The 15815-nt window shown below is 71.2% G+C and carries 11 protein-coding genes; 7 read left to right on the top strand and 4 right to left on the bottom strand.

Annotated elements, in window-relative coordinates; translation table 11 throughout:
* Positions 1 to 62 precede the first annotated feature (62 nt).
* Positions 63 to 1115, bottom strand: coding sequence for a hypothetical protein (locus ACFVGW_RS19065; RefSeq protein WP_385852800.1), 1053 nt, complete (start codon positions 1113 to 1115; stop codon positions 63 to 65).
* 277 nt (positions 1116 to 1392) lie between these two features.
* Here ACFVGW_RS19065 and ACFVGW_RS19070 point away from each other — a divergent pair, with 277 nt between their 5' ends.
* Positions 1393 to 2487 carry a glycosyltransferase gene (locus tag ACFVGW_RS19070; RefSeq protein WP_385852801.1) on the top strand — a complete coding sequence of 365 codons (1095 nt, stop codon included), beginning with the start codon at positions 1393 to 1395 and terminating at the stop codon, positions 2485 to 2487.
* Between the two features lie 5 nt (positions 2488 to 2492).
* Complete coding sequence (locus tag ACFVGW_RS19075; protein ID WP_385852802.1) at positions 2493 to 4148, top strand: glycosyltransferase family 39 protein; 1656 nt, start codon at positions 2493 to 2495, stop codon at positions 4146 to 4148.
* A gap of 54 nt (positions 4149 to 4202) precedes the next feature.
* Here the strand turns inward: ACFVGW_RS19075 and ACFVGW_RS19080 are convergent, their stop codons facing one another.
* The 3 genes from ACFVGW_RS19080 to ACFVGW_RS19090 all read right to left on the bottom strand — a co-directional run bounded on the left by ACFVGW_RS19080 (position 4203) and on the right by ACFVGW_RS19090 (position 7394).
* Positions 4203 to 4979, bottom strand: a complete 777-nt coding sequence (locus ACFVGW_RS19080) for a DUF6227 family protein (protein WP_385852803.1) — start codon at positions 4977 to 4979, stop codon at positions 4203 to 4205.
* Positions 4980 to 5112: 133 nt separating this feature from the next.
* Positions 5113 to 6183: a P1 family peptidase gene (locus ACFVGW_RS19085; RefSeq protein ID WP_385852804.1), complete on the bottom strand. Its 1071-nt coding sequence runs from the start codon at positions 6181 to 6183 to the stop codon at positions 5113 to 5115.
* A gap of 26 nt (positions 6184 to 6209) precedes the next feature.
* On the bottom strand, positions 6210 to 7394 hold the full coding sequence (locus tag ACFVGW_RS19090) for a low temperature requirement protein A (protein ID WP_385852805.1): 1185 nt from the start codon (positions 7392 to 7394) through the stop codon (positions 6210 to 6212).
* A 201-nt stretch (positions 7395 to 7595) separates the two neighbouring features.
* Here ACFVGW_RS19090 and ACFVGW_RS19095 point away from each other — a divergent pair, with 201 nt between their 5' ends.
* The 5 genes from ACFVGW_RS19095 to ACFVGW_RS19115 all read left to right on the top strand — a co-directional run bounded on the left by ACFVGW_RS19095 (position 7596) and on the right by ACFVGW_RS19115 (position 15808).
* The gene (locus ACFVGW_RS19095) at positions 7596 to 9020 is read left to right on the top strand and encodes an MFS transporter (RefSeq protein WP_385852806.1); all 1425 of its coding nucleotides are present in this window, start codon (positions 7596 to 7598) and stop codon (positions 9018 to 9020) included.
* A 197-nt stretch (positions 9021 to 9217) separates the two neighbouring features.
* Complete coding sequence (gene pflB / locus ACFVGW_RS19100) at positions 9218 to 11488, top strand: formate C-acetyltransferase (protein ID WP_385852807.1); 2271 nt, start codon at positions 9218 to 9220, stop codon at positions 11486 to 11488.
* A 9-nt stretch (positions 11489 to 11497) separates the two neighbouring features.
* On the top strand, positions 11498 to 12337 hold the full coding sequence (gene pflA / locus ACFVGW_RS19105) for a pyruvate formate-lyase-activating protein (protein WP_385852808.1): 840 nt from the start codon (positions 11498 to 11500) through the stop codon (positions 12335 to 12337).
* Positions 12338 to 12419: 82 nt separating this feature from the next.
* Complete coding sequence (locus tag ACFVGW_RS19110) at positions 12420 to 13493, top strand: MFS transporter (RefSeq protein WP_385852906.1); 1074 nt, start codon at positions 12420 to 12422, stop codon at positions 13491 to 13493.
* Positions 13490 to 15808 carry a molybdopterin oxidoreductase family protein gene (locus tag ACFVGW_RS19115; RefSeq protein ID WP_385852809.1) on the top strand — a complete coding sequence of 773 codons (2319 nt, stop codon included), beginning with the start codon at positions 13490 to 13492 and terminating at the stop codon, positions 15806 to 15808. Before ACFVGW_RS19110 ends, ACFVGW_RS19115 begins: the two co-directional genes overlap by 4 nt.
* Positions 15809 to 15815: the final 7 nt, after the last annotated feature.

Here is a 15815-nt window from a genome sequence, read left to right on the forward strand (position 1 = left end):
ACGACGCAAGGCCCGGACCGGGAATGCCCCGGTCCGGGCCTTGCGTGGTTCCACCCCTCAGGTCAGGAGCGGTTCACCACACCTCCGGCGTCCAGAGCGCGGGAGAACTTGGTGGTGCGCAGCACCACCGGAGTGGGTGTGTTCTGGAGGAACCAGGCCTCGTCCCAGGTGAACTGGCCGTTGATGTCGCCATGTGTCTGGTACACCTGGCCGCCCGTCGTGAGCACCTTGATGTAGGCGTCGTTGCCCTGGGCTTCGATGCCGACAGCACACACGTTCGGCGGATAGCCGGGGTTGGCGGGGTCCATGCCGACCGGCGTGGCGTTGGTGAGGTCCTGCCAGGAGATCGGCCCACCCAGCGAGGTCGCCTGACCGGCGAACACCTTGCCACCGGTGAGGACGGCCTGGAAGTCCCGGGTGTCGCTGGGGGCGTAGAGGTCGATGTCGGAGCAGGGCCCCGTGGCGCCGGTCGCACCCGTCGCCCCGGTGGCGCCCGTTGCGCCGGTGGCACCCGTGGCACCCGTAGCGCCTGTCGCGCCCGTGGCTCCGGTGGCGCCCGTCGCGCCCGTGGGTCCGGTGGGACCGGTGGCCCCGGTGGCTCCCGTGGCGCCCGTCGCACCCGTGGCGCCGGTGGCGCCCGTCGGGCCCGTCGGGCCGGGCCTGACGTTCTGGCAGTGGTCGGGGTCGCCGACGGGCGCTGCCAGTACGTAACGGTCGTACGCCCCCTGAGACGACGACTGCAGGTACTGCGCCAGGCTGCCGCCCGTGTACTGCTGGACCTGGTGGTCCACATAGCCGTTGAGATCACCGAGCGGGGGAGCGCCCTCGTGCGGCATCGGGGCGCTCTTCTCGTGCGACACCGGGCCCCACAGCACCGGGTCCGAGCTCTGCTCGTTGTGCGGGCGCTGGTTGTGGTCCTGGCAGTCGTCACCCCCCGACGGCGCGCCTGCGACGTTCACTCCCGAAGGTCCGGCCGCGCCCTCGGGGGAGGCGGATCCGGGGGTCGTGAACCCCGTGAGAACAAGTGCGATCGAAGCGATGGCGCCTCCGTTGAGCCAGGCGCGGCGTCGCGGAAGCGGGCCCAGAGCGGACCTCGTCCTGGAATCAGGACTCATGCAACAGCTCCTTACTTCATCCGGATCGAGTGATGCACCGGAAACGAGTTCGAGCTTCCTTTCAGATCATCGGATCGCGCTCACGCCGTCTTTACGGCTCCGGGAGGACTGTCAACGCTTGGCCTACCGCCACCATCCCCCTGGGTGCGTACGCGGCGGCGAACCTGAAAGCGCCTGTCGGCGTGGTGTCTCCGGCGGTACCGGCCCCGTGCTTAAGGTCGCCCCCCACCGACCCCGCCGAAGTGGTGTTGCCGTGAAGCCGTCCTTCTGCTTGTGCATGATCGTCAAGAACGAGGCCCGGGTCATCGAACGGTGCCTCTCCTCCGTACGGGACCTCGTGGACACCTGGGTCATCTCCGACACAGGGTCGACCGACGGGACCCAGGAGCTGATCCGTAAGGCGCTCGACGGGATCCCCGGCGAGCTGCACGAGGAGCCGTGGGTGAACTTCGGGCACAACCGGAGCCTGAACGTCTCCCACGCCCGGGGCCGCGCCGACTACCTCCTGCTCCTCGACGCCGACCTCGTCCTGCGGCAGGACGGCCCGCTGCCCGCGCTGACCGCCGACGGCTACATGCTGCGCCACGAGGGCGCGACGGAGTACCGCATCAAGCGCCTGGTCAGGGGCGATCTCCCGTGGCGGTACGAGGGCGTGACGCACGAGTACCTCACCGCGGACCGGGACCACGTTCAGGAGAACCTCGACGCCCTCGTCATCGAGGACCACGCCGACGGGGGGTCGCGGCACGACAAGTTCGAGCGCGACGCCCGGCTCCTCTCCGCCGAGCACGAACGCGACCCCGCCAATGCCCGCACGGTCTTCTACCTCGCCCAGACCATGCGGGACATGGGCCGTACGGGTGAGGCGATCGACCTCTACGAGCGCCGCGCGAGCATGGGCGGCTGGATCGAGGAGGTCTACTACGCGCTGCTCCAGTCCGGGGTCCTCAGGGCGGACACGGGCGACTGGCCGGCCGCGGCGGACGCCCTCTCCCGCGCCTGGGAGGCGCGCCCGGAGCGCCTCGAAGCCTGCTACGAGCTGGCGGCGCGGCTGCGGAAGCTGAACCGTCACCACAGCGCCCACGCGATCGTCTCGGCCGCCGTGGACCGCGAGCCGCCGGACGACATCCTGTTCACCCAGCCGTGGGTGTACCGGTGGGGGCTGCTGTTCGAGTTCTCGATCACCGCCTACTGGGTCGGGGACTTCGCCGGGTCCCTCGCCGCCTGCGACCGGCTCCTGGCCATGCCGGACCTGCCCGGCGCGTACCGCGACCAGACCGTGCGGAACCGCGAGTTCGCCGTCCAGAAGCTCGGGCTCGCCGCCGTCCCCGAGCCGGCCGCCGCGGCCCCCGTCACCGCGACACGGGGCTGACGCCCATGGCGCCCCCTCCTTCCGCTCCTCCGCCCGTCGCCTCCCCGGCACGCGACCGCACCGTGCCCGTACGCGTCCGGCGCCCCGGCGCACGGCCGGACGGGCGGGGGCGGCGGCCCGGGGTGTGGCTGTGGCCGACGCTGCTCACCTTCGCCCTGACGGTGTACGGGATCGGGCGGCCGCTGCTGTGGCAGGACGAGCTCACCACCTGGGAGGTGGCCCGCCGCTCCACCGGCCGGCTGCTCGACACGCTCCAGCACGTCGACGCGGTCCTCGGGACCTACTACCTCCTCCTGCACGGCTGGATGAGCGTCTTCGGGGACTCCGCCACCGCGCTGCGCCTGCCCTCGGCGCTCGCGATGGCGGGCACCGCCGGCTGCACGGCGCTGATCGGGCAGCGTCTCGTCGGCCGGCGCGCGGGGCTGGCCGCCGGCCTGCTGTTCGGGCTCGTCCCCGTCGTCACGCGGTACGCCCACGAGGCCCGGCCCTACGCCCTCGTGGTCCTGGCCGCCACCCTGGCCACCCTGCTGCTGCTCCGGGCCCTGGAACGCCCGGAGAGCCGGTGGCGCTGGGCCGCGTACGCCGGGTGCGTGGCGGCGGTCGGGCTGCTGCATCTGATCGCCCTGACCGTTCTGGCCGGGCACCTCGTCCTCGTGGTCCGGCGGTCCCGCGCGGAGCGCCCGGCCGGCCTCCGTTTCGGTCTCGCCGCGCTGGCCGGAACGGCGGCCGCCGGTCCGGTGGTTCTCCTGGGCCGGGCCCACGCCGGCCGCCAGATCTCCTGGATCCCCGGTCCCGACCTGTGGAGCCTGGTCACCTTCCTGCCGCAGCTGTACGCCTCCGCGCTGGTCGCCGGAGCGGTGACCGTCCTGGCGGTCCTGGCCGCCGCCGACCGCCACGGGGCGCCGGTGGGCCGGGCGAGAGTGAGCCCGGCGGTGGGCCCGGAGTCCGACGGAGCCGAAGCCGGAGGCCCCGTGACCGACCGGCCCGTGACCGACCGGCCCGAGGCCGGAAGCTCCGCGGTCCTCGCCCTCTACGCCCTCGCCCTGCTGCCACCGCTGGTGCTCTGGGCGGTCTCGCACGGCGACGTCTCGTACTTCTACTACCGCTACCTGATCTTCACCCTCCCCGCCTGGGCCGTGCTGGCCGGGGCGGGGATCGCCGGTCCGCATCGACGCCTCCGCTCGCGGGGAGCCGTCGCGGGGGTGCTCGTGGCGCTGGTCCTGCTCACGCTGCCCGATCAGCAGGCGGTGCGCGGACCGTTCGCCCACTTCTGGCAGGGCGTCGACTACGAGGGTGCGGCACGGACGATCGAGAAGTACCACCGGTCCGGCGACGCGGTGGTGTTCGACCGGGGGGACGACCACTGGCGCATGCTCGACGTCGGCGTCCGCTTCTACCTGGCGGACGGGCTGCGACCACGCGACGTCTTCCTGGCCACGGGGGCCGCCGACCGTGCCGACCTGTGGGCGACGGAGTGCCCCGACCCTGGCGCGTGTCTGCAGGACGAGCCGCGGATCTGGCTCGTCGTGGCCGGCGACGCGGCCGATCCGCTGGACGCCCTCCCGGCCGCGCAGGCGCGGGCCCTCAGGGCGCGCTACGCCGCGACCGGCGCCGAGCGCCTGACCGGCGTGACGGTGGCCCTGCTCGTCCGCGTCCCCTAGACCGGCTTTCACCGGAGGGCGGCCCGAACGGCCGCCCTCCCCGGACGCCGTGCCTCACCGCACCCGGGCGCGGCGCTCCATCGCTTCGCGTGCCGTGCACTCGTCCTCGTAGACCTCGCACATGTGGCGGCCGTCGGGGGTCGCCGTGTGCTCCACCTCCCAGAGGCTCAGCTCGGTGCCGTCGAGCAGCAGGAACGCGTGCTCGTAGAGGGTGAAGCCGGCGTCCCGGCCGCCCTCCGACGCGTACTGACGGCCGAACGCCTGCGTGATGTGGTGCGCGTACGCCACGCGCAGCCGGCGCGCGGTCTCCTCGCCGGGCCGGTCCTCGTTCTCCGCGCGGCGCAGCACGCGCCGGGCGTGGTCCGCCGAGTCCTCGGCGACGTACTTCCGGGGCTGCTTCGGTATCCGGCGGGACAGCAGGGCGCCCAGCAGCTCCAGGTCGCCGTCCTCGTCGAAGTCCGGGTCGCTGGAGCGCCCGACGCCCCAGCCCGGGGAGAAGCGGGCGGGGAGCCGGGAGGCGGCGAGCCGGGCCTCCGCCTCGTCCGCGTACAGCTCGTGCTGCTCGGTGCCGTCCCGGCCGGAGTTGTGCACCAGCTCCCAGAGGCTGAGCGTCGTGCCGTCGGCCAGGAGGCAGGTGTGGCGATACGTGGTGCGGTGCAGCGACGCGCTGTGGTGCGAGGAGTGCAGCGCGCTGGAGTGGGCGAACGCCGTCTCCAGGCGCTCGATCGTGGAGTCGGGCAGGTCGAAGGAGTTGAGCGCCCGGCCGAGGAGGCGCTCGACGTGCGTCTCGGTCGTCTCGTACGGATCGAGATGATCCTGCGGATCGTTCAAGAAGGTCTCCAGGCCGTCGCCGCATGTCACTTGGTGCTTGCTTAACGTAGTCCCTGGGTCTGACATCGTGTCCGGGGTTCGGCAAAACGACGGGGGCGTACGGGAAGTTCCCGCGCGCGGGTCGGTGTTCGGCTCAACTCCCTTTGTTGGACGGGGAGTCGACAAGCGGCGCGGGTCCGTACAGCTCGCGGTACGAGGGGAAGTCCCCGCCCGGTCCCGTCACCCCCTCGGCGGTCTCCCGGACCGCCCGCACGATCGCCCGGGTGACCAGGTCCGCGCCCGCCGCCAGGATCTCGTTGAGCGCGAGCGGACCGGCGTCCGGGCCCGGCTCGCGCGCGCCGGTCGCGAGGGCGAAGACGGTGTCGCCGTCGTTGAGGAGATGGACCGGACGGACGGCGCGCGCGATGCCGTCGTGCGCCGTGCCCGCGAACTTCTGCGCCTGCGCCCGGGTCAGCGCGGCGTCCGTCGCGACGACCGCGAGGGTGGTGTTGAGGGGCGGCGGCGTGTTCCTCGCCAGGGCTTCGGCGAGGCGCAGCCGCGCGGCCTCGTGGACGGCCGGCTCCGGGTGGGCGGGCCGGCCGTGGAAGTACTCCCCGTACAGCGCGCCGGTCTCCGGATCGACCGCCGAGCCGACCGCGTTGACGACGACCAGCGCGCCGACCGTGATGCCCGACTCCAGGACCGTGCTCGCCGTGCCGACCCCGCCCTTGAGCCCGCCGACGACGGCGCCCGTGCCCGCCCCGACCGCGCCCGTCTCCACGCGCGCGTGGAGCTCCGTCGCCGCGGCGGCCTCCACCGCCGACCGCCCCGTGGAGGCGTCCGGCCGGGCCGAGAAGTCGCCGCCGCGGCCGAGGTCGAAGACGCAGGCGGCGGGGACGACCGGGACCACGTGCGAGGGCTCGGGCCCCACCCGTACGCCTCGCCCCCGCTCCTCCAGCCAGGCCATCACTCCGGCCGCCGAGTCGAGTCCGTACGCGCTGCCGCCCGTGAGGACCACGGCGTCGATCCGCCGGACGACGTTACGGGGGTCGAGGGCGTCGGTCTCCCGCGTGCCGGGTCCGCCGCCGCGCACGTCCACGCCGGCGACGGCCCCGCCCTCGGGGGCGAGGACGACGGTGGTTCCGCTGAGGGCCCGCGGCCCGGCCACGCGCGCGTGGCCGACCCGCAGCCCCGGCACGTCCGTGATGGCGTCATGGTTCGTCATGGTGCCTGCGTACCACGCCTGTTCGATCAGTGCCCGTGGCCGGGGCCGGAGCCGCGCGAGAGGGGGTTGCGCGTGGCCAGCGTCACCCCGACCGCCACGGTCGCCGCCGCGACGAGACCGGCCAGCAGGACCGCCCAGTGGCCGGCAAACGTGCACATGAGGATCGCCAGCGACGAGACGGGCAGGACGAGTTGCTGGGCGATGCCGACCTTGAAGTACCGGGCGTGGAGCAGCCACACGCAGAGCAGGAAGAGCGCGGTCGGGATCGTCACGGCGGAGGAGGCGGCGAGCGTGGAGAGGTGGGCCTTGCCCACCGTCTGCTCGACGGCGATCTCGATCCCGGCACCGATGGCGGCGGCGGAGGCGAAGATCAGGTAGTGGCCGTAGCCCCAGAGGAACCCCTGCCGGTTGGAGTGGAGGCGGACGTGGGCGGGGGCGGCGAAGTAGATCCACCAGGCGGCGTACACGATCAGCAGGCCGCCCGCGGCGATCGGGAGCAGCTCGTCGAGGGCGTCGTACTCGCTGACGCCCGTCTTCACGGCGACCGTCGCGGCAGCGATGGTCTCGCCGAGCACGATGATGGTGAAGAGGCCGTAGCGCTCGGCGATGTGATGCGCGTGCCAGTGGGTGTTGGTGTTCTTCTCCGCGATCGCGGGGACCGCCAGCTCGGCGACGATCATGACGACGAAGATCCAGGTGCGGGCGGACTCGGGTGCCCACAGGAGGGCGGTCCAGCCGATCTGGCAGAGGACCACGCCCGCCGCGTACCGGCGGCACATCGCCCGCTCGGCGGGGTCCGTCGCGTGATGGGCGGCGCGCAGCCACTGGAACGAGAGGGCGAGCCGCATGACCACGTAGCCGAGCACGGCGACGAGGAAGTCGTCCTCGAAGACGCGGGAGATCCCGGCGGCGAGGATGAGGACGCCGGCGATCTGGACGAACGTGGCGACGCGGTAGAGGACGTCGTCGTTGTCGTAGGCGGAGGCGAACCAGGTGAAGTTCATCCAGGCCCACCAGATCGCGAAGAAGACCATCGCGTAGTGGCCGATGCCGTCGGCGGCGTGGTGCTCGGCGACCGCGTGCACGAGCTCGGCGCCGGCCTGGGCGACGGCGACGACGAAGCAGAGGTCGAAGAAGAGCTCGAGCGGTGTGGCGGCGCGGTGCGCCTCGGCGCGGGATCGCGCGATGAGGGGCAGGAACGGTTGCGTCATGCGCCACAGGACATCAGAGCCGGGCCCGGCCCGCGGCCTTCGGCACGCGGACCCGCGCGCGGCCGGCTGCCCGGGGTTCCTAGGGCCCGGGTGGGACGGGACCTCCGCCCGGCGGGGTCACGACCATGGCCTCTGACCCGGCCCATGGGTACGCACGCAGCCTGGAAGGGCAAAGGAAAGCCCCGATCCCAGGGAAGCGCCATGAGTTCCGTACTCCAGGACACCAGAGACGCGACGAGCGGGCCGGCACCCTCGTACGACGCGGAGCAGTACCGCCCGGGCCGGCCGATCACCGACTGGGAGCCGGAGAACGAGCTCTTCTGGAAGTCGATCGGGAAGCGCGTCGCGAGCCGCAATCTGTGGATCGCGGTCCCGGCGCTCCTGGTGGCCTTCGTCGTCTGGCAGGTGTGGAGCGTCACCGCGACCAACCTGCAGGACGTCGGCTTCGGGTTCTCCACCTCGCAGCTGTTCTGGCTGACGGCCGTCCCCGGTCTGACGGGCGGCACCGCCCGGATCTTCTACACCTTCCTCGGCCCGAGGATCGGCCAGCGCCGCTTCACGGCACTGTCGACCGTCGTGCTGATCGTGCCGCTGATCTGGCTGGGCGTCGCGATCCAGGACCCGTCGACCCCGTACGTCGTCATGGTCGCCATCGCGGCCCTGTGCGGCATCGGCGGCGCGAACTTCGCCTCCTCGCTCGCCAACATCGGCTTCTTCTTCCCGAAGGCGAGGAAGGGCAGTGCGACCGGCACCAACGGCGGCCTTGGCAACCTGGGCGTCTCGGCGGTGCAGCTGCTGACGCCGATCGTCATCACCTGGTCGACGATCGCGATCGGCACGGCCCAGCACAGGCCCGACGGAACCCCGGTCCACCTGCAGAACGCCGCCTTCATCTGGGTGCCCGTGGTGCTCGTCCTCGCGGCGGTGGCGTGGTTCGGCCAGAACGACCTGAAGGTCGCCGCGACCCCCTTCAGCCGACAGAAGATCATCTTCAGGCGCAAACACAACTGGCTGATGACCTGGCTGTACGTCGGCACCTTCGGTTCCTTCATCGGCTTCGCGGCCGCCCTGCCGATGCTGATCAAGACCACGTTCCCGGACTACTCCGTCGCCGCCTACGCCTGGATGGGCCCGGCCGTGGGCGCCCTGGCCCGGTGGGCGGGCGGCTGGGTCGCGGACAGGCTGGGCGGCGCGCGGGTGACGATCCTGTCCTTCGTGGGCATGGCGGCCTCGATCATCGGCGTCATCTCCTTCCTCCCGTCGGGGTCGGACACCGGCGGCTTCCACGGCTTCTTCCTCTGCTTCCTGGCGGCGTTCTTCTTCTCCGGCATCGGCAACGGCTCGACCTTCCGCCAGATCCCGGTGATCTTCCGTTCGACCCATCTGAAGGGGCTGACGGAGGGCACCCCGGAGTACACGAAGGCGCTGAAGCAGTCGGAGATGGAGTCCGGCGCGGTCACCGGCTTCACCTCGGGGGTCGCCGCCTTCGGCTTCTTCTTCATCCCGGCCCTCTTCGGCTCGATGGCGGTGACCAGCGCGATGTGGGGCTTCGTCGCCTTCTATGCCGGCTGCACGGTCGTGACCTGGTGGTTCTACGCCCGCAAGGGTGCGGAGGCGCCCAGCTGACCGGCGTACCACCGCGCTTTCCGAAGACCGTCGCGCTCCCGGAAGACCCCGCCCCGGCGGGGTCTTTCCGCATGCCCGCGACGGGACCAAAGACCGTCGACCGGTGACCAATGCCGCCCCGGACGACCGGTCGGGAGGAGTGCAATGGGAGACAGGCAACGACGCGATCGAACGAAGCGAAGAAGGCGGTGCGGGCCATGACGGCGACCCCTGCTGAGGCAACGGTGAACGAGCGGGCCTGGAAGGGCTTCCGGGGCGGACTCTGGCGCGACTGCGTCGACGTCCGCGACTTCATCCAGCAGAACTACACGCCGTACGAGGGCGACGCCTCCTTCCTCGCCGGTCCCACCGAGCGCACCACCGCCGTGTGGAAGGCCGTCACCGACCGCTTCCCCGAGGAGCGCGCCAAGGGCGTCCTCGACGTCGCGTACGACACCCCCTCCACCATCACCGCCCACGCCCCGGGCTGGATCGACCGCGACAAGGACCTGATCGTCGGCCTGCAGACCGACGCCCCGCTGAAGCGCGCGATCATGCCGTACGGCGGCTGGCGCATGGTCGCCGGCGCCCTGGAGACCTACGGCTATCCGGTCCCGGCCGAGCTGGAGAAGGTCTTCACCGAGTACCGCAAGACCCACAACGCCGGTGTCTTCGACGCCTACACCCCCGAGATCCGCGCCGCACGCAAGGCCGGCGTCATCACCGGTCTCCCCGACGCCTACGGCCGCGGCCGCATCATCGGCGACTACCGCCGAGTCGCCCTCTACGGGGTCGACCGGCTGATCGCGGTCAAGCGGGAGGAGAAGGAGGAGCTCGACTCCCTTCCCGCCGACGGCCGTTCGCTGGAGGAGACCATCCGGCTGCGCGAGGAACTGGCCGAGCAGATCCGCGCGCTCGGCGAGCTGAGGACGATGGCGCGCTCCTACGGCCACGACGTCTCCGGCCCCGCGACGACCGGCCGCGAGGCCGTCCAGTGGCTGTACTTCGCCTATCTCGCCGCCGTGAAGGAGCAGAACGGTGCCGCGATGTCCCTCGGCCGGACCTCCACCTTCCTGGACGTCTATCTCCAGCGTGACATCGAGGCCGGAATCCTCACCGAGGAGCAGGCGCAGGAGCTCGTCGACGACTTCATCATCAAGCTCCGTATCGTCCGCTTCCTGCGCACCCCCGAGTACGACGAGCTGTTCTCCGGCGACCCGACCTGGGTCACCGAGTCCATCGCCGGCATGGGCGAGGACGGCCGTCCGCTGGTCACCCGGACCTCCTTCCGCTATCTCCAGACCCTCTACAACCTCGGCCCGGCGCCCGAGCCGAACATGACCGTCTTCTGGTCGCCCCGACTACCCCCGGGCTTCAAGGAGTTCTGCGCCAGGGTCTCCATCGACACCTCGTCCGTGCAGTACGAGTCGGACGAGCTGATGCGGCCCCGCTTCGGGGACGACACCGCCATCGCCTGCTGCGTCTCGGCGATGCCCGTCGGCCGGCAGATGCAGTTCTTCGGGGCCCGGGTGAACCTCGCCAAGACCCTCCTCTACGCGATCAACGGCGGCCGCGACGAGAAGTCCGGCGCCCAGGTCGGCCCGGCCACCGGGGCGATCACTGCCGACGTCCTGGACTACGACGAGGTGATGGCCCGGTTCGACGCGCAGATGGAGTGGCTCGCCGCCACGTACGTCCACGCGCTGAACGTCATCCACTACATGCACGACAAGTACGCCTACGAGCGGGTCGAGATGGCGCTCCACGACCGCGACGTGCGCCGCACCATGGCGTGCGGCATCGCCGGCCTGGCGGTCGCCGTCGACTCGCTGGCCGCCGTCAAGTACGCCAGGGTCACCCCGGTCCGGGACGAGACGGGTCTCGCGACCGACTACCTGGTCGAGGGCGCCTACCCGGCGTACGGCAACAACGACGACCGTGCCGACGAGATCGCGGTCCGGCTGGTCGAGGAGTTCATGAGGAAGGTGCGCAGGCACCCGACCTACCGGGACGCGGAACACACCCAGTCCGTCCTGACCATCACGTCCAACGTCGTCTACGGGAAGAAGACCGGCAACACCCCCGACGGGCGCCGTTCCGGTGAGCCGTTCTCCCCGGGCGCCAACCCGATGAACGGCCGCGACACCCACGGCTACGTGGCCTCGGCACTGTCGGTCGCCAAGCTGCCGTACGAGCACGCCGAGGACGGCATCTCGCTGACCAGCACCGTCACCCCCGACGGACTGGGCCGGACCCCCGAGGAGCGGATCAGGAACCTGGCCGGTGTCCTCGACGGCTACATGGCGAGCGACGGCTTCCACATGAACGTCAACGTCCTGAACAGGGATGTGCTCATCGACGCCATGGAGCACCCCGAGAACCATCCGCAGCTGACCATCCGGGTCTCGGGATACGCGGTCAACTTCGTCCGGCTCACCCGCGACCAGCAGCTGGACGTCCTCAACCGCACCTTCCACGGCTCGCTGTAGAGGCCGGCCATGACCATGATCACGTCCCCGCCCGCGCCCGCGCCCGCACCCGCGCCCATGCCCGTCCCCGTGCCCCTACCCTCGCCCGCGACACCGGCTGCCGCGGTCACCCGCCGCCCCTCCCAGGGCTCGGTGCACTCCTGGGACCTGTCGACCGGCGTCGACGGTCCCGGCACCCGCTTCGTCACCTTCCTCTCCGGCTGCCCGCTGACCTGTCTCTACTGCCACAACCCCGACACCTGGCGGATGCGCAGCGGCACGCGCACCTCCGCCGACGACGTGATCGCCGAAGCGCGGAAGTACACCCGCTTCATCTCCGTGTCCGGGGGCGGGGCCACCGTCTCCGGAGGCGAACCCCTCCTCCAGCCCGTCTTCACCGGCGAGCTGCTCCACCGGATGAAGCACGAGCTCGGGCTCCACACCGCGCTCGACACCTCCGGATTCCTGGGCGCCCGCGCCACCGACGCCCTGCTGCGCGACACCGACCTCGTCCTCCTCGACATCAAGGCCTGGGAACCGGAGACGTACAGGAAGGTCACCGGCCGCCCCCTGCGGCCGACCCTGGACTTCGCCCGCCGCCTCGCCGACCTCGGCCAGGAGGTCCACGTCCGTTTCGTGCTCGTCCCGGGTCTGACCGACGACCCCGCCGACATCGAGGGAGTCGCCTCCTTCGCCGCCGGCCTGGGCAATGTCTCGCGCGTCGACATCCTCCCCTTCCACAAGCTCGGCGAAGCGAAGTGGCAAGCACTCGCCATGCCCTTCACGCTCCACGACACACCCTCGCCGACTCCGCACCGGCTCGACGAGGCCCGCGCCGTCTTCCGCTCCCACGGCCTGAACGCCATCTGAGCGACACCCTCACCCACCCGGCCCGCAAAACAGGTTGAATTCCGGCATATCGTCCTAGCGTGTGCGCGTGACCGAGCCACCCGTGACCGAGCAACCGCAGGGCCCCACGCCCGTCGTCCAGACACCCGCCGACGTGCGCCGCCGGGCCGTGCTCGCGGGAACCGCCGTCTCCGCGCTGCTGATCGTCGCGATCGTCCTCGGCAGCCGGCTGCTGCGCGACTTCGACTCGGCGCTCCTCCCGTACGCCGTCGCCACCGTCTTCCTCGCCTTCGGCGTGGCCTACCGCTACACCGTCTGGATCTCCGCGCCCGGTGCCCGCCGTCTCTTCAAGCAGGGCTGGCGCTCGTTCTTCTCGGCCGCCAACTTCCGCAGGGCGCCCACCGCGCTGCCGAAGATGATCGCCACCTACCTCGGCTTCCAGAAGTTCCTCGGCGCCCGGTCACACGGCCGGTGGGCGGCACACCAGCTGATCTTCTGGGGCTGCGTCCTGGCCGCCCTGATCACGTTCCCGCTCACCTGGGGCTGGTTCACCTTCACCTCGTCCACCGGGTCCGGGCCCGGCTACGAGATGCGCATCTGGGGCTTCAAGGTCCTCGGCTTCGACTCCCTGAACATCGTCGGCTGGCTGATGTTCCACGGGCTCGACGTCGCCGCCGTCCTCGTCATCCCCGGCGCCTGCTACTTCCTGTGGCGCCGGATGAAGGACCGCGGGGCCATCACCGGCCAGCGCTTCGCCTACGACCTCGTCCCGCTGATCGCCCTCATCGTCATCTCCGTGACCGGGCTCCTGCTCACCTTCTCGTCGATCTTCCTGCACGGCGGCGGCTACGAGTTCCTGGCGATCCTGCACATGGTGTCCGTGGTCTTCACCCTCATCTACATCCCGTTCGGGAAGTTCTTCCACATCGTGCAGCGGCCCGCCGCCGTCGGCATGCAGCTCTTCAAGTACACCTCCCGCCGCAAGGACGGCGACGAGGTCCTCGCCTGCCGCCGCTGCGAGGAGCCCATCGACACCGCCCCCTACGTCGAGAACCTCCAGGGCACCATGCGCGACCTCAAGCTCGGCTTCGACCAAGGGCCCGAGTACTGCCCCCGCTGCAAGCGCGTGATGCGCGGCAACGCCTACCTGACCCACGTCAAGAAGGGCTTCAAGTGACCCAGCAGCACGTGGGCCGCGACCACCAGCCCCCGCTCGACCCCTCGATCGCCCCGCCCGGCACCCGTAACTTCCGTGACGCCGGCGGCATCCCCGCCGACCGCTGGCACGCCGACCAGAACGGCGAGACGCTCGTCCCCACCCACTGCTGCTTCTGCGGCGTCCAGTGCGGCATGTACCTGCGCGTCGACCGCGCGGGCAAGGTCTTCGGCGTCGAACCACGCAACCACGACATCAACCGGATGCGGCTCTGCCCCAAGGGCATCAACGCCTACCAGCAGGTCAACCACCCCGACCGGCTCACCGCCCCGCTCATGCGCCGCAGCCGTGACGAGGAGTTCCGCGAGGCGAGCTGGGAGGAAGCGCTCGACTTCACCGTCGCCGAGGTCCGCCGCATCCAGGCCGAGTACGGCAACGACTCGTTCGGCCTGCTCGGCGGGGCCAGCCTCTACTCCGAGAAGACGTACCTCGTCGGCAAGTTCGCCCGCGTGGCCCTGAAGACCCGGCACGTCGACTACAACGGCCGACTGTGCATGGTCTCGGCGGCCGGAGCCAACAAGCTGGCCTTCGGCATCGACCGGGCCGGCAACCCGTTCTCCGACATCCTCCTCACCGACTGCCTCCTCATCGCGGGCTCCAACGTCGGCGAGTGCTTCCCCGTGATGACCCAGTACCTCTGGGGAGCCCGGGACCGCGGCGCGTCCCTGATCGTCGTCGACCCCCGCGAGACGGCCATCGCCCGCACCGCCGACCTTCATGTCGCCCTCAAGCCCGGCACCGACTCGGCGTTCTTCAACGCCGTCCTGCACGTGATCGTCGCCGAGGGGCTCACCGACGAGGCCTATCTCGCCGCCCACACCACCGGCTGGGACGAGGTGAAGAGGACCGTCCAGGAGTACCCGCCGTCCCGCTCCGCGGAGATCTGCGGCGTGCCCGAGGAACACATCGTGCGCACCGCCCGGATGTTCGCCGGCGCGGACCGCGCGATGGCCTGGCACGCCCGCGGCGTCGAGCACCACTCCCAGGGCGTCGAGAACTGCCTGACGATCATCAACCTGTGCACCGCCACCGGAAACATCGGCAGGCCGGGCGCCGGCTACGGCACCATCACCGGCCAGGGCAACGGTCAGGGCGGCCGGGAGCACGGCCAGAAGTCCGACCTGCTGCCCGGCGGCCGCTCCATCACCAACCCCGAGCACCGCCGCCAGATCTGCGAGATCTGGGGCATCGACGAGTCCGAACTCCCGCCCGCCGGCACCTCCATGATGGAGATGGTCTGGCAGATGCAGCGCGAGGAGATCCGCGGACTGATCGGCGTCTGCAACAACCCGTTCGTCTCCCTCCCCAACTACGCGACCGTCAAGAACGGGTACGACACCCTCCAGTTCCACGCCCAGTTCGACTTCTTCCTCTCCGAGACCGCCGCCAACGCGCACGTGGTCTTCCCCGTCACCGTCTGGGCCGAGGACGAAGGCGTGATGGCCAACGCCGAGGCCCGGGTCGTCAAGCACAACAAGGCGCAGGAGCCGCCCGCCGGGGTCCGCACCGACACCTGGGTGATCTGCGAACTCGCCAAGCGCCTCGGCGCCGGGGACAAGTTCGACTTCCCCGACTCCCGCTCCGTGTTCGAGGAGCTCCGCGTCGCGTCCGCCGGAACGGTCAACGACTACTACGGCATCACCTACGAACGCCTGGAGGAGACCGGCGGCATCGCCTGGCCCTGCCCCTCCACCGACCACCCGGGCACGCCCCGCCTCTTCGAGGACGGCAGGACCTACCACCCGGACGGCAAGATCCATATGCAGGTCGTCGAATGGCACCCGCCCATGGACCCGTACAGCGAGGAGTACCCCCTCTCGCTCACCACCGGCCGCACCGTCGCCCACTTCCTCTCCGGCAACCAGACCCGGCGCCTGGGCGCCCTCGTCGAGCAGACCCCGAGGCCCTGGGTCGAGGTCCACCCCTCCCACGGTTTCCGCAACGGCGAGCCCGTCCGCGTCGTCACCCGCCGCGGCAGCGAGGTCTTCCCCGCCCTGGTCACCGAGGCGATCCGCCCGGACACCGTCTTCGTGCCGTACCACTGGCCGGTCCCCACCGCCGCCAACGCCCTCACCATCGACGCCCTCGACCCGCGCTCCAAGATCCCCGAGTACAAGGTCTGCGCGGCCCGCATCGAGGCCGCGGAGCGGATCGACGAGGTGCCCGAACCCCCGACCGCCCCCGGGCAGCACGCCTACCCGGAGACGCAGGTCTCCCGCACCGACCCCCTGCCGCCCACGTCCCCGCAGGGCCGTGGCACCGCGGAGAGGAGCTGACGCCGCT

It is taken from the genome of Streptomyces sp. NPDC127129, assembly GCF_042671585.1.
In the GTDB taxonomy this organism is placed as follows: Bacteria; Actinomycetota; Actinomycetes; order Streptomycetales; family Streptomycetaceae; genus Streptomyces.